A 24161-nucleotide genomic window follows, 5' to 3' on the forward strand; every position below is an offset into this window, starting at 1 on the left:
TTTATTTTACTTAATTGCGGTTATTTGAAATATAAATCTTAACATGCCTTAGATCTATTAATAGTTGAAAGCGGTTTCCTCGCATCACACCGAATTTTTGGATTTTCGTTATAAATTTTATTTTTGCATTGTTAGTGAATGAATTTCAATCCACTAACAAAAATGTTAAAGTCCTATACAATAATTTCTAATTTAAGCTTCTTGGTTACTTTAACTTTCCTTTTCATAATATTCTACAAAACAATAGTTTAGTATATGATGTAGACTTATTTTAGATTATTTCAATTTGTCACGTCCTGAAATACGTTGACACCATTTCAACGTAATAATACTCCCTAAATAATTGTACTATTTCAATAACACTAGTAGGAGTGGAGCCTCCCGGCGGGTCATTTTGATAGCTCATCCATGCAGCAAATAGCATTTGCTATTTGCTTGGCATGAACTCCCCATCAAAACGTTTCTTCCTTCTTTTCTCAAGAGGTTTATTACTTTCCCTATTCTTGAGTTTTAATTGATAGTAATTCTTCCATAATTTTTTTATTGGCCCACTCATCTGATGGGCTTGATCCGGAGTTAACATGTTGATACTTAAGTGAGGCCTGTTGAAATTGTAAACCTCTATAGCATCGCTTGTCCAGGCAAATGCCTCTTCAAAACTCATAAATCGGGCACCCAAGTCCAATTCGTCCTTTAATATGCCATTCACGCGCTCGGCAGCAGCATTTTGATAAGGATCATAACTTTCCGTCATACTTATGCTGACACCGGCATTTCTTAAATCCTGTACGTATTTATTACTACAGTATTGAACCCCACGATCTGAATGATGAATAAGAGGTAAATTCTTGTTTTTTCGTTGTTTAAGCGCCATTTTCAAGGCTTTTCTGCTTTCTTTAGCGGCAAGAGATCGGGAAAGATGCCACCCAACAATTTTGTGAGAATACAAATCCGTAATCAAGTGCAGATAACAAAAATCCTCTGGGCCTAACAACTTTATGTAGGTGATATCTGCAGCGTATTGCTCATCAGGTCGGGTGGGTGTGGTTCCCTGAATTAGATTCTTATATTTTTTGAAACGATGATTTGAATTGGTGGTGATCGCCCGGTTCCTTTTCTTTTTTATCAATAAATTATTTTCTCTTAGAATGGTAAATAATTTATCTCGGCCTATATAAATGCCTAATTCCTTAAGCTCTTCATTGAGTACATGATAAAGTTTTCTTGTGCCTAACTTCCTCAATTTAAGTTTTTTTCTCTTTCTCTTGACCTGCTCAACAACAACTTTTTCCATTTCATAATGAGACATCAAGACATCTTCATGCTGGTACCAGGCTTGTCGGGTATATCCAAAACAAGCGGTAATTCGATTTAATCCGACAGCTGGATACCGCTGCTTCATTTTGTCGACCGCTTCCCACCAACTTTTTTTTTAAAGTTAATACCTGTTGATTCAGAGGCGATATCGACAATAATCTCCATAGCCTCAGCCTTTAACTCTGCATTTTCTTTTTCCCGCTGAATTTCCATAATCAGTTTTTTCAAAGCCTTAGGATCATCCGGTAATTCACTTTTTTTCATCTTAGGTCGAATTTTATACTTTTTTTGGATTAACTCTTCATACCACCAACACCAGCGTCGAAGGGTTCGCTCATTGATTCCGTAATCATCCAAAATTTCTTGTTTTGAAACAAGTTTGGCGTAATATTTTTGAACAAGTGTCCGTTTTTCTTTAACACTAATGGATTTTTTTTCTTTTTGTACTTTAGTCATAATTCTTGAAATCAATAAATTATATTATTGGTGTCAAGTAATTTTAGGACGCTACAATTAACATTATAATTTATGTTATGTTAAATAAAAGCCACGAGTACTCCCGACCAATAAATATTGGCCGGTCTGTCCATAATCCTTTTGGATTGATAACGCTACATCGCCTCCATACCCATTACTGTGGGATAATCAATCAATCCTTTTTCTGTACCGCCAAAGAAGGTTGATGGATCAGGCGTATTGAGTTCCAGCTTATGCTCCAGTCGGTATGGTAAATCGGGATTAGCTATAAACGGGCGTCCGAAACCTATCATATCTGCCCAGCCTTCATCAATAGCTTGTTCAGCCTTTTCCTGAGAATATTTCCCGGCATAAATAATCATCCCGTCAAAAGCAGTACGGATAGATTGTTTAAATTCAATCGGCATTATGGGAGCATCTTCCCAATCGGCCTCCGCAATATGAATATAGGCTATGCCCAATTCATTCAAAGCCTTGACCGCTTCCAGGTAAGTTGTCTCCGGACTTGCATCCACTGCACCGTTCAGCGTCGTTAGAGGGGCTAAGCGTATCCCAACTCGGTCAGCACCGATTTGACCAATAACTTCTGCTACGACCTCTTTCATAAATCGTAAACGGTTCTCCAAACTTCCACCATATTCGTCCTTGCGGTTATTTGCTTCCGAATCGATAAATTGATTAATCAAATACCCATTAGCACCATGAAGTTCAATACCGTCAAAACCTGCTAGCATAGCATTTCGGGCAGCCTGACCGTATTCCTTAACGATCTCTTTAATTTCAGGAATTTCCAGGGCATGTGGTGTACTGTGCTGTACCATCTCTCCTACTCCGCCTTCGGGTCCTTTTCCTTCCGGATCTATAAATACCTTAACGCCTTCGGCAGTAATCGCAGAGGAAGAAACGGGTTGAGCTCCATTGGGTTGTAAGGCGGTATGGGATAAACGACCTACATGCCAAAGTTGAGCAAAAATCAACCCACCTGCCTGGTGTACCTTTTCCGTAGTTTTTTTCCAACCTGCAATTTGTTCGTCATTATAAATGCCCGGCGTCCACGCATAGCCCTGTCCTTGGGGCGAAATCTGTGTGCCTTCCGAAATAATCAAACCGGCAGAGGCCCGCTGGGCATAATAAGTTGCCATCAAATCATTGGCGACATCCCCTTTGGAGGATCTGGACCGGGTCATGGGTGGCATTACCAAATGATTTTTGAACTTAAAAAGGCCTTTTGTAAAGGATTGATACAGTTTATTTTCTTTATGAATTGTTGCCATGAGGACTTTTTTTTTTACACTAATTTTGGGTCAACTTTCCAGTTTTTTAGCACCTATCTAAAATGTCGCTTTCGGTCATCAGTAGTCAAACGGCCTTTGTCGACACGCTATTGGGTGAGCATATTAATCCGTTCTCGGATAAAATGCTTCTCCCCCAAAACCTTAAATTGACGAGTATTATGATGCAAATATGTGCCCAAATAGACTATAATAAAAATAAGAAAATTTATACCTTGGCATTATTTAAATAATAATAGTGATATGGTCAATTTGGAGTGGTATCGGACATTTAAAACCATTTATGAAAAAGGTTCCCTAACGGCAGCTGCAGAATCCTTATTCATTTCACAACCCGGGGTAAGTCTTCATTTGAGCTCTTTGGAAAGTTATGTAGGCTACAAGCTGTTTGAAAGAGGCGGTCGGAAATTGCTTCCCACAGAAAGAGGGATTCAACTTTATCATGCTTTAATTGAGCCCATTCAAAAGCTGGAGGAGGTCGAAAAGAAATACCAAAAAAGTACTGAAAAAGATACGCCAACCATTAGTCTGGGCATGTGTTTCGAAACCTTCCAAATCACACTGGAGGAATATCTCCACACTTTGCCTTTTAATGTGATTCTGGAGTTTGGTGGGTACCATAGCCTATTACAGAAACTAGAAAAAGGCGTTGTCGATATTGTAGTAACCGCGAAAAAGCTGGAGACCAGGGGTATTGTTCATGAGCCTTTCAGCCAGGAACAAATTATTTTGGTCGGAAGTAAAGATATTCAGGTGGAAATGCTGCAGGAATTAGCCCGAAAAGATGAAAAAGGTTTTATGGAGTTTCTTAAACAACAAACCTGGTATGGCCCCACAGGAGAAAATGAGCATTTGCAACGATTCTGGATGCAGAATTTCGGACAACACCCTGATTTTCGTCCAAATTATATTGTCCCCAATTTTAACTCAATCATCCGGTGCTTAACGGTGGGTTCCGGCATGGCCATCATCCCCGATTTTTTATGCAAACAGGAAATTGCAGCAGGTAAAATTCAACTTCTTTGGAAAGGTTATCAACCATTAGTGAATACACTCTACTTTGTAAAACGCAAAAAGACTATTTTCGAAAGGGAAGTACAAACCATTCGCGATATATTCGAGAAGAATAGTGCACCCTTGACCCTAAAAGAGTGATCATCTTTTTAGAGTTTACCATCAGGGTATAGAATACGGACGAAAACCTTTTTTTTAGTGGGATATGCCTTTACCTTTTGGTTCTTAAAAGTTTAGATTTTGGTGTTATCCCCAATTATTTACTATCAATATATTTCCCAAACACCCAAAGCTTTAAAGATAGTGGCCTAACTAAAAAACAAGCCGCCCAATCAAATAGCGCCTCAAATGGAAGGAGATTTTTTCTATTAACCCGAATTATTCACCGCTAGTTTTAGAATCTATTTCAAGGGACTGTTAGTCTATTTTTTACGATTGGGTCTGCTAAATTTCTGTTAGCCCCAATTTGGGCAGGCTTACTTTCTTCTCATTCCGCTGCTTGGTTGAAAAGACTCGAAATAGGAAACTATTCCTTCATTTTTCATACTTTCCCGCAAATCCAGGATTAAGTATGCCTATTTGGAAACTACTCCTGAGGATTTTTGATAAAGGACAAAAATCCAAGTCGAATTCACCCATCACCCATTATTTAGTTTTATCAGTCGTTTGCGAAAAGGATTTGGTTTAAAAAGTCCGAAATAAGATGGGAATATACTTGAAAAGCCTCCCTTTTTTTCACAAACCGCGCCCTGTTTAAGCATGATTATTCCGGCTTAATTAAATTGAATCTCAATTATTTAAGGGAATGTCTTATATTGTTTATTGACAGGTGATTTATGGTCCGCCCTGTCCGCAAAGCCGTTTCCATTTTAGCCACTCTTGCTTAAAACCTTTATGAATCCATTTTTCCAACAAGTAGTCTCTAAGACCACTGAAATATTCCTCAAAGATAAGATGCAAAAAGAACTTCCGGATGATCATCTGGAGCAAGTCATCTTCGAATGGAAAAAATTTTTTCATGACTTTGCCTTTATGATTTTTGGTAGTGCTTCGGCGAGTTTTGGGCTAAAGGGATTTTTATTACCCAATCATTTCGTGGATGGTGGTGTCACCGGTATTTCTTTGATAACCCAGGAAATTACAGGCATTTCCCTTTCTATTTTATTGATCCTGATCAACATGCCCTTTTTACTCTTGGGATCATCTACCATCAGTAGATCCTTCGCCGTCAAGAGCATTATCGCCATTATGATGCTGGCATTGTTGGTACACTTTATTCCCTATCCCACCGTGACCGATGACAAATTGTTGATTTCCGTATTCGGGGGATTTTTCCTCGGCTTAGGTATTGGTCTGGCCATGCGTGGTGGTGCTGTCATTGACGGGACAGAAGTACTGGCCATCTATCTGAGCAAAAAAACCTCCCTGACCATTGGTGATATCATCTTACTCTTTAATGTGATAATTTTCTCTGTTGGTGCTTATGTGTTTTCAATAGAAATTTCTTTATATGCAATGCTGACCTATTTAGCCGCTTCTAAAACCGTTGATTTTGTGGTTTCTGGTATTGAAGAATATGTGGGCGTAACCATCATTTCGGAGAAAAGTGAAGAAATTCGATTGGCCATCATTGAAAACCTGGGCCGGGGATGTACTATTTACAATGGAAAAAAAGGCTTCGCTGCCAGAGGAGTCAAATTAGCGGAAACCGATATCGTCTACACCTTATTAACCCGACTGGAGCTTCCAGGCTTACAGGACCAGGTAATGCGAATTGACCCTAAAGCCTTTATGGTCATGCATAGTATAAAAGATGCGAAGGGGGGAATGATCAAGAAGAGGCCCTTGAAGTAAGGGAATTTTAGAAACTCATTCCAATTGGAAAAGGCGCGGAATTTGGTACCTCTACGCCAACAATTTTATCTAAAAGGAAAATAATTTGAAATTAACCGATTACCAATTACCTCCTTCTATATTAGGGCATGAGTTGGAGGTTAAACATTTTGCTTGGAATCATCACCCTTTTCACCACCTGTACCTTTCGAATTGAGGAACCCGCAGATATTCGATATGACGGTCCGGAAGAATTTGAAATAATCGTTTACCGATTTTTCCAGGAAGCCAATGCCCGGGGGATTACCAAATTCCGTCATCGCAAAATCAAATTGGACTATGAGCTTTCTCTGGATCAGCCCAATGGTGAAAACGGCAATCGACAACATGGACAGGCCAATCGTACTTTAGGGGTAATTTCTATTAATCCCAATTCCACCAAACTTGAAGTCGATCATACCACGGTTCAGCTTATTTTCCATGAACTGGCCCACCTATGTCTAATTCCGGAAAATTTACATACCCACCGTCAAAATATTCCCAGTCTGAAAAAGTATGGGACGGAAGAGTACATCTCCTCCATTATGTTACCGGCCACTTACTTATCTGATATTCCACCATTAGGGCATTCCTCCTGGGAATGGTTATTGGATGAATTATTTGGAGTAGTCAGGACACTTCCTGAAAGTAACCACCCATCTGCCGCTTTTACAGAGGAAAAATTTGAATGTTTATCACCGGTAGAATAATTCCAAATTGTTCACCACTAGATTTAGTAATTCAACCTAATCAACTTATTATCGGCGCACTACTAATTTGTTTTCAGATTTTATAATAATCCCAATTTGGCTAAGCTGGCATTCTCTTCATTCACCTGCTTCGTTGAAAAAACTCGAAACTGGAAAAACTCCTTCATTTTACCTGCCTGGCAGCTAAAAAAGGATTTAACCCGAATTATTCACCGCTAAATTCATCAACCAAGCGCAAGTGGCTTATTTTCAGATCTTAGAAACTTATTTTCTTTGAATTATAATAGCCCAAATTTGGCAAGCTTGCTTGCTCCTCATTCATCTGCTTCGTTGGAAAAAACTCGAAATAGGAAACTATTCCTTCATTTTTTCCGCCTTACAGCTAAACGAGGATTTAAGTAGGAATAATCCGGCTTAGACAAAAAAAAACGGCGCCTTCACAGCGCCGTTTTTTTGTTCATAAGTAGTTTATTGGATGGTTTATTTCACCATCAATTTCAGGAATTCACTATTGATACCGTTGTGGTTGTAGCGAACCATATAAGTTCCGCCCACCAATTTCATATCTTCAATGAATACTTTCACTTCATCTTCCAGACGCTCAATGGAATCGCCTTTTATGTTGTGAATTACACCGGTCATATCGATCAGCTGTACCTCGAATTGATCCTGTTCTTCTACCAAAACATTTAAATTAAAGTATTCGGCAGCAGGGTTTGGATAAGCTTTCAAATTACCCACGATCGTTTCAGGTGCCACGATGGATGGAAGATCCACCTCACGCGCATTCTCCGGCGCTTCGTCTTTCGGCATCACACAAATGGCGGAGATTTTCGCATTGTCTGCACAATAACCGTCCACGTAGAATTCGATGTCCAAAGCATTACCGTCAGCGGTTACATAGAAAGTTTTGCAAACGGCCTTATTCTTTCCTCCTGCTTCCGCAAAGATATCGAACAATTCTAGTTTACGCTGGCCTTCAATGTCCACATGGAAAGTACGAGAGCCGGCTTCATTCCAGTAAGTTTCCGCGAAGAATAACTTCACTTCATATTCCTTACCATGACGTGCAGGAATTCTGTATAAGAAATTCTCTCCGTAACGTTCTGAGCGGAACAACTCATCATCGTAGCTATTGTCTATCTGACTGCCGGAAGCATAGTAAGTTTTTCCACCGTAGAAGTACTGATCTTCGCCGAAGATGTATCCATCATACGATTCGTAAACCTCGGTTCCGTGTGCATTCACATAGTAAGTGTACACTGGCTCTTCCGGCTTGTCGATTGGTACGATGCAAATCGCTGATACCTTCGCCATGTCCACGCCATTGTCTCCTTTGTAGAATCTGATGTTCATATGATCCGCCTGGGCATATACTTCGAAGGTCTCACAAACAGCTCTGTATCGAGCGCCTGCTTTTCCAACGATGTCATAGCCGTACAGCTTGTTCTCGCCATCAATATCCACATTGAAGATACGCTTGCCTGCCTCTCGGTGATATACTTCTGCAAAGAACAATTTCACCTGATAGTACTGGCCTGCTTTCGCCGGCATGCGGTAGCTAAAGTCACGTCCGTAACGCTCGGTAGTGTATAGATAATCATCGTTGGTGCCTTCAATTTCAGTAGTTTCTGCCACTTTATAAGTTGCGCCTCCTGAATAGTAAGCATCACGCTTGAAGATATACCCTTCCTCGGTGGTATAATCACGCTCACCTTTTGCATTCACATAGTAACCCAATACTTCTTCCCCGTCAATCGGCATCACGCAGATACCATCTACTTTTGCATTATCCAGTCCATTCGGACCACAATAGAATGCTAAGTTCAGGTACTCATCATCTGCATACACCTGGAACTCACGCGTAATTCCGATACATTTTCCACCGGCTTCTGCGAAGATATCGAAGTCTTCCAATACTTCTTCGCCTTCCAGTGCTACCGAGAATTTACGCTTGTTTGCATAGTTGTGATAGTTCTCAGAGAAGAACAACGTTACTTTATAATGCTGACCGGTTTGTGCCGGAATTGCATAGCTGAAGTTACGTCCGTAACGCTCTGTCAGGTGAATTTTATCATTATCCGTTTGATAGATTTCCTTTTCAGGATGCGCATATCCGGTTCCTCCTCTGTAATATTTATCGTAATCGAATACCAGTCCTTTTTTGGTGGTTACGATTTCCTTACCATTGGCATTGATGTAGATCGCGCCATTCTCACGTGGGGTATCTTTCACCTCAATTGTGAAGCGACACTCTTTGCGGTTACCGCAATCATCCTTGGCAGTGATCGTTACTTCCGTTTCACCCGTTGGGAAGTAATCTCCGGAGCGGTGGGAGTAGGTTACCATCAAACCAGTGTTGGTGGTCGATACCGTTTCCTGGAAGTCTACGAATGCACCGTTGTCACCACGCTCGGCATACACTACGATGTCTTCAGGACAAGTCAGGTGCAACGGACGCTGACCTTTCAAAGTGATGGTCTGATAAGCAAACTCCTTATTGTCACAAGTGTCAATCGCGATCCACTTACGCTCGAATTCAGCGGTTTCACAATCGATATAGTGATAATCTCCGTCTTCAAAACACAGGTGCTTCAATCCGGAACAGTCATCTGCTGCCGTAACTTCGCCTTCGATCGGATCCAGATCATCACCCCAGTTCATCATCTTATCCTCAGGAAGTTTAGTGAAATAAGGTTTCTCCTCGTCTTTGATCTCAATGCGTTGCTCACAGCTTACTTTGTTGCCATAGTAGTCTGTGGCGGTCCAGGTACGGATGATCACTTCGAAAGCAGGACATTCACCTTTTTCCGTTTGATCTTCATAAGTTACCTCAACACCTTCGCAGTTATCTGTCGCTGTGGCCATACCGGTATTGTCCGGGGAAATGTCATCTCCACAAGCCACCATGGTATCGGCTGGTTTGTAATCGAATTCAGGATCGATCTCATCCGGCTGAACGCCGATGGTTACTTCCTTCTTCGCGGTACAACCGTTGGCGTCTTTTACGAAAACATCATAAGCACCTTTGCCCAGGTATTCGAACAGATTGGACGCCTGGAAATTCTCTCCGTCAATGGAGTAAGTATATCCCGGAGTTCCACCCTGTGCGGTTACCGTAATGGAACCATCCAAATTCTCAGGACAAGTTACATCCACAATCTCACAGCTTACAAATTCAACTTCGGTAGGCTGTTCGATGATGAAATCTTCCATCGCGATACATCCGTTCTTGTCTTCCACCGTCACCTTATAGGATCCAGCCGCCAAGTTCACAAATACATTGCTTTTCTGTGGATCGCGACTCACTTCGTTGTCCAACCAGTCGGTACCTTCCAGACTGTAGCGGTAATCGCCATAATCGAAAAGTGTTCCGCCGATCGCAGTGATGGTTGCTGTACCATCTGCTGCACCGTAACAGGTAACATCAGTAGTAGCAATATCGGTGATTTCCAACAGATCCGGTTGCTTCAGCTTGTACACTGCATCCGCCGTACATCCATTTTCATCAATAATAGTCAACCAATAAGTACCTGCTCCCAATCCTGACCATACCGGTCCGCCGAAAGTCGTACTGCTTTCCACATGCGTCCAGATGAAGATACATCCGTCGTGCTGCTCATTATAAGTACCACCGTCAATGATAGCGGTTAACTCACCGTTCATATCACCGAAGCAAAGGATTTCCTTGATTTCCTCGATTTCCACATCCAGATTGGATGGGTTTTTCAAGGTCACATCCGCTTCAGCCATACATCCGTATTTATCGGTTACTTCAAGGGTGTATTGGATAGATCCTGCCAAATGATCGGCATCGAAAGTCATGCCGCTATCGTCGGACATGGTCGATACATCACCCGCATAACCGTTCCAATTCCAGTCATAAGATGGATTACCATCTTTCGGAGAACCTCCGTACACGAAGAAGGAAGCAGTACCATCCGCATCGCCATTACAGCCCGGATTCTCAGACATCAACAAGCTCACTTTTGGTGCTGGATGAATGGTAATATCGAATTGTGCGTAATTGGAAACACATCCGTTTTCATCAATCACTTTCACCTTAATGGTGTTGGTTACTGATGCATCAGAAGTATTGATCGCGGTGAATTTCGGTAAATAGTTTTCACCGCTATTTTCTGACATACCGATACTATTCATACCATCCTTGAATTCCCAAACGAAAGTACCCGGCTTGCCGAAGCCTAATTTGTAAGGATGAACTTCTTCACCGGAACAGTAATGCAAGTCCTCAACAACCGGTTTCGCTGGTTTTGGGAAAATGGTATAGTCTACTTCCACACCAGGACCCTCACATACTTTGCCTTTGTTGCCGTATGCTCTGGAAGCTGTTACGAAATAAGAATAAGTGCCTGCTGGCAAGCCATCTTCGGGAACAAATTCAGTGCTCTGTGCCAATAGCTGGCCACCTTCAGCATCGTACCAATTGAAGATCAAGTCGCCATCTTCGAAACGGGAGTCGCCCGAAGTAGCCGTCAATTTACCCGGCTGATCATCGAAACATACCGCATCACCGTAAGCAATTGGGGCAGCAGGTGTTGGTTGTACGATGATTTTAAAAGTATGTGGTTCAGATTCACATCCGAACTCATTCACTTTCACTAGTCTGATGGTATTGGATAACTCACCGTCCGTACCATTCTTCGCCAGGAAGGAAGGTAGTTTTTTCGGCGCTTTCTCATGGTTGTCATCATCCAGCCCGATTTCGCCGGTGAAGCTGATTTTCTCCCAATAAACTCCGTTTCCAAAGATCAATTCCGGTACCGTTTCACCCTCACACACGATGATGTTCTCTTGTGATGGTTTCATTGGCTTTGGATGGATGGTCAACGTAACTGCTGCCGCAGGCCCTTCACAACCATTAATCGTTCTGGTGAAGTAACAGGTATAGGTACCCGGTCCGTCTGTTTCAGCCATGAACTGCATCCCTGTTCCTTTTTGCGGAACAATACCCTGAGCAGGATCCGCCTCATACCAAGTGATGGTGCCTTCGTCGAAAGCGTCTTCATTTTCCACCATGAAATATGGAATGTCCTCGCCTTCACAGATTTCCAAATCAGCTGCTACCGGAGCTTCCGGGGTAGGCTTGATGGTCAATACCGCTTTTTGTGGCTCAGAAGGACAATCAAATTCCGTAATTTGCTTTACGAAATACTCATAAGTGCCTGGCTCGCTGTCCGTAGGGGTGTATTCCGCACCGGAAGCAAGGTATTCCCATTTATGATTATACCATTTAAAGGTCGCTTGATCTTCCCCACTCGCTACAAATGTAGGGGTCGCCTCTCCTTCACAAATCGTCTTGTCTGCCACCGATGGCTTGTCTGGCGTAGGCTTGATTTGAACCGTCAACGTACCTGGAGCACTCTCACATCCGTCATCTGAAATGGCAATCAAATCGTATTTTGCTTCGATAACAGCTCCCGTGTTATTGGGTACTCCATAGAAAGCGCTAATACTACCCATTCCCATGCTTTGATCAATCCCTACTTCTGCATTATCACCGTCGCGACGCACCCATTTAACATTGTCCGGTAAGTCCAGTGCACCTTCTTCTCCAGGGCAAATGCAAATCAACTCATCACCGGGAGCATCTGGAAGTGGATTCACCTTGATATTGAAATATACAGGGTCAGCAGGGCATTCCTCCTCCGATAAGGCAGTCACTTTAATGGTCGCCATGCCAGCGGTAGTCGCCTCTTCATCAATGTCTCCGCTAGTTGAACTGATTAATACAAGATCCCCGGCGGTTTTCTCCCATTCGAAGGAAGCAATTCCTGTTCCAGTGATATTGGTTTTTATCTGTTCTCCCACACAAACTTCGATGTCTGCTATAGGATCAATAACCGGCTTAGGATCAATGATCAAACTGAATGTTGCCGGTTCGCTAGGGCAACCATCAATGATGGCAATCACTTCAAAGAAATAGGTTCCTGGCTCGCTAACCGCAGGAGAATAGTTTATTCCCTGTTCTGACGTACCTGATAGTAAGTCTTTCCAGATACCTTCCGTGGTGCCATCAATCTCAAATGTAGGAATCGCATCTCCTTCACAAATTCTCTGATTCGTAATTTGTGGAGCGGCAGGTTTTGGTTTTACGATGAGTTTCGCTGGACTTCTAAGACTTTCACAACCATCGGTTACCTCAGCAATGTAGAAGGTGTACATCCCTACTGGGCGCACTCCCGCCTCATAAGTATTACCGGTAGCCAATTCCGTTCCATTGAATTCCGAATCGTACCATACAATATTAGTTCCGGTTGCAGTAAGGGTCGCAGGATCTCCATCACAAACTTCTACATCCGAAGGAGATGCCGGCGCTGCAGGTTGTTCGATTATTACAGTTAAAGTTGCTTCAGTTGCTTCGCACGGTCCGTTACTTGCTTGTTTGTAAGTAAAGGTTAAAGTGGTTCCATCCGCCTCTGCTCCAAAACTTCTGGCATAAGTATCATCGCCTAATTCATTATCAGAACTATCAAACCATTTACCCCCAGTATCGCGATCACCTGTCAAATAATCAAATAAAGTATAAGACATCTCATCCCCTACACAAAGTTTGAGTTCTCCATTTTCTCCAGCAGATTTAAGATCATAAACCGTAAGCTCGATTTCTGCAGCATCTTCATTACATCCGGTATTACCACCTCCAACAGTGTAAGTGAATACATAAGTTCCGGCGGAAATATCTTTAAAGTCAACTGATGTTTCATCGCCAAGATCCACACCAGAATTATCGGTGTCAGTCCAAACCCCTCCCTCATCAGCATTTAATAACTGGGCAGAAAGATCAATAATAGTGGAAGTTCCCGCATTACAAATATCAGCCATACCATTGTCACCTGCAGAAGGTTCGTCCAGAATGGTGATCGTCATAACTGCTGCATCATCTTCACAAGGTGCATCTGCAGTAATGGTATAGGTAAATTTATATTCTCCAGCATCAGCAGTGCTTAAGTCTAAAGAAGCTGGGCTTGCCACTGGATTATTGTCTTCATCTGTCCATGCTCCCCCTCCATCAGCATTAGCAAGCAAAGCAGTCAAATCAATCGCACCAACTTCAGCAGTCCCCAGACAGAAAGATGCTGAATTGTCGTCACCGGCTTCTGGAGCATCTTTTACACTAACGGTAACTTCTACACTAGCAACACCACAATCATTGGAAACACTATACTTAAATACATAGTCCCCCGCTGTTTCATCAGTAAAATCAACAGCTCCATCGGAAGCTGGATAAATGCCACCCGAAACCTGTGACCAACTCCCCCCTCCGGTAGTAGCGGAAGTCAATAGAGAAGAGAGTTCAAACTCACCTTCATCATTGCAAACCATACCATCAGATTTTTTTCCTGCAACCACATCTCCTACTACATATACGGTAAAACTACAAGATGCTGAATAGCATCTAACATCAGCACCTCCCGCAGAAGGAGTTCTATCTTCATAATTGAACACATAAAAAGTATAGCTACCTTCAGTAGAAATATCATAAGAAGATGATAAAGGACTACCCGATGGATCATCCGTTAAGAATACCTCCTGATTTGAACCAATATTAAATGCGTCTCCTAAAGTAGGGCTGGCATTATCTTTCAAACAGATTGTATTAGGCCCCGGACAAGTTGGTGGACTAACAGGAGCAGGATCAATAAGTTCGACCTCAAGTCCTAACGGATCTATACAGTCTTTTGCATCCTTAATCTCCAAAGAGTAAGTCCCAGCGGTCAAATCGGTAAAAGAACCTGTGGTATTACTATCCACCTGCTGACCATTCTTATATATGGTGTAAGTGAGTTGGCCGGTACCACCAGTAGCCTGGATGTTAATACTTCCATCATTCCCACCGGGACAAGTTGGATCGAATGAATTCGGAAAGCCATCTAAGGCTTCAAATGGTTCTGGAATATCATAAAGAAAGGAATCTTCAGATTCAGCCCCGGTACCATTATCTTTTAAAAAGAACTTATATTCCACGTCTTTTTGAATATCATAAATAGCGATATTCCAGGTAGTCCCAATTGCGGAAATATTACCGGGATCAACACAAATTAGCTCAGCGGCATAATCGCCTGGATTAATCAGGCTTCCATCCTTATAAATATCTATTTGGTCCGGATTAATACCAAACCAATTAGCAACCAACCAACCCCCTTCATAACCATTAGCCACATTATCAGTGGTTAAAGGCAAAGAGCAAGGGTTAGCGGATGTTATTCGTTCACTATCTTTATCTAAAGGACAATCAGGTATATACTTTCCATAAATAATAATTTGCGCAGTGGCATAATTTTGAAAGACGAAGCTTCCAATGACCAAAAGAAAAAAGGTCAAAATAAAGCGGAGTCTCGTTCGGTTATAGTGCTGTTTCATAAATCCTTATCTTAATACTTGATAAACCTTTTTTCATATTTAACATCAAAGCCCATTTTTAAGGGATCCTCACCTAGGTTACTGTCAAAAGCGATAATGGCGTAGAAGACGCCATCCTCCATCCCATGAAATACGTGGCCATTTAATGCGGGAACTATCTCTATCAATTGATATTGATCTCCTAGGACTTTGTAGAATCCAATTTTTGCATTATCACCAAAACCAGACACTTCATTCACTATTAATTGGCCCTTACCATCAATTGAATCAAATGATTTGACTTTAAAGACCTTATTACCTGCTCCAATGCTGGTGCTGAAGGTAAGTAGTACAAATAATAAGCTTAGTAGGCTTATTTTCGGTATTTTGTTTTCTTTCATTTTCTTAGTTTAAGTTTAGAAATAATCGGAATTCACTTTTTCTAGGAGGAGTTCATTGTTGTTAAATAAGGTTAATACATGGTTTTCAAATAAATATGGAATCACCCATTTCATTTCTAAACACGTCTAATCTTACATCGTTCTTACTTCTAATAAATTCCTATATGAAAGAAATAAAGTAGGGCTCAAAAAGCATATTGCAGGATCAAATAAAAATCATAGCCTATCAAACTAAAGTTATACTGCAGTAAAACAATAATAAATCAACATATGATCAGACAAAAAAATAGCAGCATTGCTGTTTTTGCATTAATTAAATAATACATAACATCTAATAGCGAAAAATGGATATTAGTAGCATACTTTTTCGAACATCATATTGGTATACTTGAGCTTTTCAGGACGAAAAATTTGTGTTCATCCAAAAATTGATAAAGTTATGATCAACACATATTTTTCTTAATAAAAATAAAAATAGCAACCACCAAAATATACTTCTTGGATTAAAGATGTAATTTCGGCTAAAACTATTTGGATACACGCCAGAAGAAAAGAAGATGTAAACCGAAATTCCTGACTTGTATGATCATCCTGTATACAAAAAAGCAGGTAATTAATAACGGAGATATTTGTTCTTGAATCATTCCTTGAGGTAGTAGTCCGTTAAACACTCCAATCGACTTAAACCAAATATAAATTCATTGTCCATTAGTCGTAAGGTGAATTCATTTTCATTCATGCAGGTTTTTAGAGCGTGTTTAATAGTCAAAATCCGGGACTTAGATACTAAGTTGAAATGTAGACTGTCGAGTATTTTGGCCAGATAGCTGGTTCCTTCCTGACAAATGGCGCTGACGTGATCAGAACAGCGGTTGATTTCCTCACATTAAAAATGTGAGAAAGCCTAGCTGAAATGCGACAAATTTTTTGGCAAAAAAACGGCGCCATCACAGCGCCGTTTTTTTGTTCATAAGTAGTTTATTGGATGGTTTATTCTACCATCAATTTTAGGAATTCACTATTGATACCGTTGTGGTTGTAGCGAACCATATAAGTTCCGCCCACCAATTTCATATCTTCAATGAATACTTTCACTTCATCTTCCAGACGCTCAATTGAATCGCCTTTAATGTTGTGAATCACACCGGTCATATCGATCAGCTGTACCTCGAATTGATCCTGTTCTTCTACCAATACATTTAAGTTAAAGTATTCGGCAGCAGGGTTTGGATAAGCTTTCAAATTACCCACGATCGTTTCAGGTGCCACAATGGATGGAAGATCCACCTCACGCGCATTCTCTGGAGCTTCGTCTTTCGGCATCACACAAATGGCAGAGATTTTTGCATTGTCAGCGCAATAACCATCGATATAGAATTTGATATCCAGTGCGTTGCCATCAGCCGTTACATAGAAGGTCTTGCAAACGGCCTTGTTCTTACCACCAGCTTCCGCATAGATGTCAAACAATTCCAATTTACGTTGTCCTTCGATGTCCACGTGGAAAGTACGGTCACCGGCTTCATTCCAGTAAGTTTCCGCGAAGAATAACTTCACTTCATATTCCTTACCATGACGTGCAGGAATTCTGTATAAGAAATTCTCTCCGTAACGTTCTGAGCGGAACAACTCGTCATCGTAGCTATTGTCTATCTGACTGCCGGAAGCATAGTAAGTTTTTCCACCGTAGAAGTACTGATCTTCACCGAAGATGTATCCATCATACGATTCGTAAACCTCGGTTCCGTGTGCATTCACATAGTAAGTGTACACTGGCTCTTCCGGCTTGTCGATTGGTACGATGCAAATCGCTGATACCTTCGCCATGTCCACGCCATTGTCTCCTTTGTAGAATCTGATGTTCATATGATCCGCCTGGGCATATACTTCGAAGGTCTCACAAACGGCTCTGTATCGAGCGCCTGCTTTTCCAACGATGTCATAGCCGTACAGCTTGTTCTCGCCATCAATATCCACATTGAAGATACGCTTGCCTGCCTCTCGGTGATATACTTCTGCAAAGAACAATTTCACCTGATAGTACTGGCCTGCTTTCGACGGCATGCGGTAGCTGAAGTCACGTCCGTAACGCTCGGTAGTGTACAGATAATCATCGTTGGTGCCTTCAATCTCGGTAGTTTCCGCTACTTTATAAGTCGCGCCACCAGAGTAGTAAGCATCGCGCTTGAAGTTATAGCCTTCTTCGGTGGTGTAATCACGGGCTCCGTTTGCATTTACATAGTAGCCCAGGATTTCTTCATCGTCGATCGGCATCACACAAATACCATCTACTTTCGCGTTATCTAATCCATTCGGACCACAATAGAACGCCAGGTTCAGGTACTCATCATCCGCATACACTTTGAACTCACGCGTGATTCCGATGCATTTTCCTCCGGCTTCCGCGAAGATGTCGAAGTCTTTCATGATTTCTTCACTCTCCATGGCTACCGAGAATTTACGACGGTTCGCATAGTTGTGATAATTCTCCGAGAAAAATAAAGTCACTTTATAATGCTGACCTCTCTGTGCCGGAATCGCATAGCTGAAGTTACGGCCATAACGCTCAGTCAGGTGAATCTGATCATTTTCTGTCTGATAGATTTCCTTCGCACGGTGCGTATAACCTGTACCGCCATTATAGTACTTGTCATAGTCAAATACTAAACCGTCTTTGGTGGTCACTACTTCTTTACCATTGGCATTAATGTAGATCGCGCCATTCTCACGTGGAGTATCTTTCACTCGGATAGTAAAGCGACACTCTCTGCGGTTGCCACAGTCATCTTTCGCAGTAATCGTTACCTCTGTCTCACCAATAGGGAAATAGTCTCCTGAACGATGAGAGTAATTCACCCGTAGACCAGTATTAGTCGTACTAACTTTCTCCTGGAAGTCTACGAATGCACCATTATCACCACGGGAAGCATATACTACGATATCATCCGGACAAGTCAAGTGCAATGGACGCTGACCTTTAATGGTGATTGTCTGATAAGTGTACTCCTTATTGTCGCAAGAATCGATTGCAATCCACTTACGCTTGAATTCTGCATATTCACAGTCAAGGTAATTGATCTCTTCATCCTCGAAACACAGGTGCTTCAGACCAGAACAATCATCAGCAGCTTTCACCTCATCGTCTAATGGATCATAAGCATCACCCCAATGCACCTCTCTATCCTGAGGATATTTGGTGAAGTAAGGCTTCTCTTCGTCCTTGATTTCGATGCGCTGCTCACAGCTTACTTTGTTGCCATAGTAATCTGTGGCAGTCCAAGTACGGATGATCACCTGGAAGGCAGGACATTCGCCCTTCACGGTTTCATCTTCATAGGTCACTTCTACGCCTTCGCAATTATCCGTTGCTGTTGCCATTCCGGTATATTCCGGAGAAGTATCATCTCCACAAGCTACCATGGTATCGGCTGGTTTGTAATCAAATTCAGGATTGATCACATCTGGCTGAACGCCGATGGTCACTTCCTTCTTCGCGGTACAACCATTGGCATCTTTCACGAAAACGTCATAGGAACCTTTAGCTAAATACTCGAAAACGTTGGAAGCCTGATAGCCACCGTCATCCAGTTTGTACATATAGCCTGGTGTTCCACCTTGTGCGGTAATCGTGATGGATCCATCCAGGTTTTCCGGACAAGTCACATCCACAATCTCACAGCTTACAAATTCAACTTCGGTAGGCTGCTCGATTTTGAAATCCTCCATCGCCATACATCCGTTCTTATCCTCTACAATGACCTTATAGGATCCTGCAGCCAAGTTCACAAATACATTGCTTTTCTGTGGATCATGGCTCACCTCATAGTTTTGCCAATCGGTGCCCTCCAGACTGTAGCGGTAATCGCCATAATCGAAAAGGGTTCCACCGATAGCGGTAATGGTCGCTGTTCCATCCGCTGCGCCGTAACAGGTTACGTCAGTAGTAGCAACATCGGTGATTTCCAATAGATCTGGTTGCTTCAGTTTGTAAACTGCATCCGCCGTACATCCATTTTCATCAATCACGGTCAACCAATAAGTACCAGCTCCCAAGCCTGACCAAACGGGCCCGCCGAAAGTCGTGCTACTTTCTACATGCGTCCAGATGAAGATACAATCCTCATGGGAATCGTTGTAAGTACCACCATCAATAATGGCAGTCAACTCCCCATTCATATCACCATAGCAAAGAATAGATTGCGTCTCCTCAATTTCCACATCCAGATTGGATGGATTTTTCAGAGTAACACTTTCCTCTGCCATACAGCCATATTTATCCGTCACGGTCAAGGTATACTTGATCGATCCTGCTAAATGGTCGGCATCGAAAGTCATTCCACTGGCGTCTGACATGGTCATCACATCATCCGGATGCCCGTTCCAGTCCCAGTCGTAAGCAGGATTGCCCTCTTTTGGCGAACCTCCATATACGTAGAAGGAAACAGCGCCATCCGCATCACCGTTACAACCAGGATTCTCTGCAGTCAGCAAGCTCACTTTTGGAGCTGGGTGAATCGTGATATCGAATTCAGCATATCTGGAAACACATCCGTTTTCATCGATCACCCGCACTTTAATGGTATTGGTTACTGGGTCGCCGGAAGTATTGATCGCCGTGAATTTAGGTAAATAATTTTCACCGCTGTTCTCCGACATTCCGATGCTGTTCATACCATCTTTGAATTCCCACTCAAAAGTACCTGGCTTACCGAATCCTAATTTGTAAGGATGAACTTCCTCACCGGAACAGTAATGCAAGTCTTCCACTAGCGGCTTAGCAGGTCTTGGGAAAATGGTGTATTCCACTTCCACTCCGGGTCCTTCACAATATTTATAATCACCATAAGCTTTAGAAGCGGTAACAAAATAGGTGTAAGTACCCGCTGCCAGGCCTGTTTCCGGCATAAATTCAGTTCCTTGTGCTAACAATTGTCCGCCCTCGGAATCATACCAGTTAAAGATCAAATCAATATCCTGGAAACGTGGGTCACCGGAAGTAACGCTTAGTGTACCTGCCTGATCATCGAAACAAACGGCATCTCCGGTCGCTATTGGCGTCGCAGGTGTTGGATGAACAATGATCTCGAAGTAATGCGGCTCGGACTCACAACCGAACTCACTCACTTTCACTAATTTAATAGTATTAGACAAGTAAGCTGCCGTACCATTTTTCGCCAAGAAAGCCGGTAAGATGTTTGGATAGTTTTCATTGTTTTCACCATCCAGGCCAATCTCTCCGGTGAAGCTCACTTTTTCCCATTTTACCCCATAACCAAAATCTATTTCTGCTATGGTTTCGCCTTCACAAACGATGATATCCTCCTGACTTGGCTTTTCTGGTGTTGGGTAAATAGTCAATGTAACCGTTTCCATTACCTCAGTGCATAACCCTTGAATAGTTACTGTGAATTTAATCTCACCTCCATTAGCTATTTCCTCGGTAGTAGGATAATAGGTAGTAATCAAAGTATTGGTAGAAATGAACGTTCCTTGCCCATTGGTTTCCCATAATATTGGCATATTTGCCAAAACATCTTCATCCCCTATAACATCTGCCTGGAGGGAAATAGATGCTGCATTCTCAGGACAAACCGGGTTTTCGCTCATTATGTGGGCCTCAATAATTGGAGGAACACAATAAATACCGAAGTCTAAAGTAGAATTATATTCTCCCGGAGACAGGGTAACAAATGGGGTCATTCCCCCTGTAGTAACATCTGCATCAGAGTCTAATTCATCATTACTACCTGCATTTGCAACGGTGGCCGTATATCCAGCTGGAATACTACTTTCTACAAACACTACTGAGTAAGGAATATTTGGCTCTAATTGATCGAAAATATAGCTACCGTCAGCTCCTGTCACTGTTGTCGCAACAACATCAAGTGCTTCGTTTTTCAAGTAAACAGTGACATTAGGTACCCCCAATTCACCATCATCCTGAATACCGTTCTCATTTTCATCAAACCATACGAAATCTCCCAAAGAGGCTACTGGTAGGTTGATGCCCAAATCCAATGATAAGTTCTCATCTCCGGGGCCTAAGGTTACCACAGGTGTCATGCCCAAAGTACTGGCATCTGCATCTGAATCAGCTTCATCATCTGAGCCTGAGTCTTTCGGAGAGGTTACATAATCCGTGGGTAGTGTACCTAAATCAAACTCTATCTTATAATCGCCCGGTGCTAAATTATCAAATAAGTAATAACCATTGGCATCGGTATTTACGGTACTGATGAACGTGCCATCGCCGGCTAACAAATTAACCGTTACCCCGGCAACGCCCTCTTCACCTGGATCCTGAATTCCATCGCGGTCCAAGTCATACCATACAAAGTTACCGATCGAGGCTGGCTTGGTGATCAAGCCTAAGTCAAAACTCAAATCCTCTTCGCCTGGTGAAAGTTCCGTAAATGGTGTCATGCCGGCCATCAGCGGATCGGAATCCGAATCTAAGCCATCATCTCCACCGGCATCAAGCAAGGTGGTTTGAAGGGAATCCGGTACGGTTGTTAAATCAAACACTATGGAATAAGTTCCTGCATCTAGATTATCAAATAAATAGTTACCATTGGCATCGGTGATTACCTCTGCGATAATATTTAATTCCTCATCTTTAAGTTGAACCGTGATGCCAGGTACTCCTTCTTCCCCTTCATCCTGAATGCCATCGCGGTCTGAATCATACCACACAAAGTCTCCGATGGAGGCTGAAGGTAGGTTGATGCCCAAATCCAATGATAAGTTCTCATCTCCGGGGCCTAAGGTTACCACAGGTGTCATGCCCAAAGTACTGGCATCTGCATCTGAATCAGCTTCATCATCTGAGCCTGAGTCTTTCGGAGAGGTTACATAATCCGTGGGTAGCGTGCCTAAATCAAACTCAACTTTGTAATCACCAGGTGCTAAATTATCAAATAAGTAATAACCATTGGCATCGGTATTTACGGTACTGATGAACGTACCATCGCCGGCTAACAAATTAACAGTTACCCCGGCAACGCCCTCTTCACCTGGATCCTGAATTCCATCGCGGTCCAAGTCATACCATACAAAGTTACCGATCGAGGCTGGCTTGGTGATCAAGCCTAAGTCAAAACTCAAATCCTCTTCGCCTGGTGAAAGTTCCGTAAATGGTGTCATGCCGGCCATCAGCGGATCGGAATCCGAATCTAAGCCATCATCTCCACCGGCATCAAGCAAGGTGGTTTGAAGGGAATCCGGTACGGTTGTTAAATCAAACACTATGGAATAAGTTCCTGCATCTAGATTATCAAATAAATAGTTACCATTGGCATCGGTGATTACCTCTGCGATAATATTTAATTCCTCATCTTTAAGTTGAACCGTGATGCCAGGTACTCCTTCTTCCCCTTCATCCTGAATGCCATCGCGGTCTGAATCATACCACACAAAGTCTCCGATGGAGGCTGAAGGTAGGTTGATGCCCAAATCCAATGATAAGTTCTCATCTCCGGGGCCTAAGGTTACCACAGGTGTCATGCCCAAAGTACTGGCATCTGCATCTGAATCAGCTTCATCATCTGAGCCTGAGTCTTTCGGAGAGGTTACATAATCCGTGGGTAGCGTGCCTAAATCAAACTCAACTTTGTAATCACCAGGTGCTAAATTATCAAATAAGTAATAACCATTGGCATCGGTATTTACGGTACTGATGAACGTACCATCGCCGGCTAACAAATTAACAGTTACCCCGGCAACGCCCTCTTCACCTGGATCCTGAATTCCATCGCGGTCCAAGTCATACCATACAAAGTTACCGATCGAGGCTGGCTTGGTGATCAAGCCTAAGTCAAAACTCAAATCCTCTTCGCCTGGTGAAAGTTCCGTAAATGGTGTCATGCCGGCCATCAGCGGATCGGAATCCGAATCTAAGCCATCATCTCCACCGGCATCAAGCAAGGTGGTTTGAAGGGAATCCGGTACGGTTGTTAAATCAAACACTATGGAATAAGTTCCTGCATCTAGATTATCAAATAAATAGTTACCATTGGCATCGGTGATTACCTCTGCGATAATATTTAATTCCTCATCTTTCAGTTGAACCGTGATGCCCGGTACTCCTTCTTCTCCTTCATCCTGAATGCCATCGCGGTCTAAATCATACCACACAAAGTCTCCGATGGAGGCTGAAGGTAGGTTGATGCCCAAATCCAATGACAAGTTCTCATCACCGGGACCTAAGGTTACCACTGGTGTCATGCCCAAAGTACTGGCATCTGCATCTGAATCAGACTCATCATCTGAACCTGAATCTTTCGGAGAAGTCACATAATCCGTGGGTAGCGTGCCTAAATCAAACTCAACTTTGTAATCACCAGGTGCTAAATTATCAAATAAGTAATAACCATTGGCATCGGTATTTACGGTACTGATGAACGTACCATCGCCGGCTAACAAATTAACAGTTACCCCGGCAACGCCCTCTTCACCTGGATCCTGAATTCCATCGCGGTCCAAGTCATACCATACAAAGTTACCGATCGAGGCGGAATTTAAAATAAAACCAAAATCTAATGTATGATTATTTTCACCATAAAATCCAGTTGAAAAAGGAATCACAATATAATTTGGATTTATTAAGGCGTTCCCATCTGAATCATATCGATCTGTATCACCTGCCTCCCCTAATTGGTCTAGTCCAAAATCCATAATAGTTGGCAAATAATTGGTTAGTTCTGGACTGTCTTTTA

At 42.4% G+C, this 24161-nt stretch carries 9 protein-coding genes; 3 read left to right on the top strand and 6 right to left on the bottom strand.

Going from position 1 to position 24161, the window contains the following annotated elements:
* Nucleotides 1-427: 427 nt before the first annotated feature.
* The 3 genes from AAA970_RS16405 to AAA970_RS16415 all read right to left on the bottom strand — a co-directional run bounded on the left by AAA970_RS16405 (nt 428) and on the right by AAA970_RS16415 (nt 3068).
* Nucleotides 428-1402, bottom strand: coding sequence for an IS3 family transposase (locus AAA970_RS16405; protein ID WP_338237972.1), 975 nt, complete (start codon nt 1400-1402; stop codon nt 428-430).
* Nucleotides 1399-1773: a hypothetical protein gene (locus AAA970_RS16410; protein ID WP_338237973.1), complete on the bottom strand. Its 375-nt coding sequence runs from the start codon at nt 1771-1773 to the stop codon at nt 1399-1401. Before AAA970_RS16410 ends, AAA970_RS16405 begins: the two co-directional genes overlap by 4 nt.
* A 155-nt stretch (nt 1774-1928) precedes the next feature.
* Complete coding sequence (locus tag AAA970_RS16415) at nt 1929-3068, bottom strand: alkene reductase (protein WP_338237974.1); 1140 nt, start codon at nt 3066-3068, stop codon at nt 1929-1931.
* Between the two features lie 261 nt (nt 3069-3329).
* Here AAA970_RS16415 and AAA970_RS16420 point away from each other — a divergent pair, with 261 nt between their 5' ends.
* The 3 genes from AAA970_RS16420 (at nt 3330) to AAA970_RS16430 (ending at nt 6682) form a co-directional block, all read left to right on the top strand.
* On the top strand, nt 3330-4241 hold the full coding sequence (locus AAA970_RS16420; RefSeq protein WP_338237975.1) for a LysR family transcriptional regulator: 912 nt from the start codon (nt 3330-3332) through the stop codon (nt 4239-4241).
* Between the two features lie 753 nt (nt 4242-4994).
* A complete protein-coding gene (locus AAA970_RS16425; RefSeq protein ID WP_338237976.1) occupies nt 4995-5954 on the top strand; it encodes a YitT family protein in 960 nt (319 codons plus the stop codon).
* A 128-nt stretch (nt 5955-6082) separates the two neighbouring features.
* Nucleotides 6083-6682 carry a hypothetical protein gene (locus tag AAA970_RS16430; protein ID WP_338237977.1) on the top strand — a complete coding sequence of 200 codons (600 nt, stop codon included), beginning with the start codon at nt 6083-6085 and terminating at the stop codon, nt 6680-6682.
* Nucleotides 6683-7162: 480 nt separating this feature from the next.
* Here the strand turns inward: AAA970_RS16430 and AAA970_RS16435 are convergent, their stop codons facing one another.
* The 3 genes from AAA970_RS16435 to AAA970_RS16445 form a co-directional block, all read right to left on the bottom strand.
* Nucleotides 7163-15067 (bottom strand): malectin domain-containing carbohydrate-binding protein, encoded by a 7905-nt coding sequence (locus AAA970_RS16435; protein WP_338237978.1) that lies wholly within the window; start codon nt 15065-15067, stop codon nt 7163-7165.
* 11 nt (nt 15068-15078) lie between these two features.
* Complete coding sequence (locus AAA970_RS16440; RefSeq protein WP_338237979.1) at nt 15079-15447, bottom strand: hypothetical protein; 369 nt, start codon at nt 15445-15447, stop codon at nt 15079-15081.
* 990 nt (nt 15448-16437) lie between these two features.
* Nucleotides 16438-24120 carry an SdrD B-like domain-containing protein gene (locus AAA970_RS16445; RefSeq protein WP_338237980.1) on the bottom strand — a complete coding sequence of 2561 codons (7683 nt, stop codon included), beginning with the start codon at nt 24118-24120 and terminating at the stop codon, nt 16438-16440.
* Nucleotides 24121-24161: the final 41 nt, after the last annotated feature.

Source organism: Persicobacter diffluens (assembly GCF_036244895.1).
GTDB classification, from domain to species: Bacteria; Bacteroidota; Bacteroidia; order Cytophagales; family Cyclobacteriaceae; genus Persicobacter; species Persicobacter diffluens.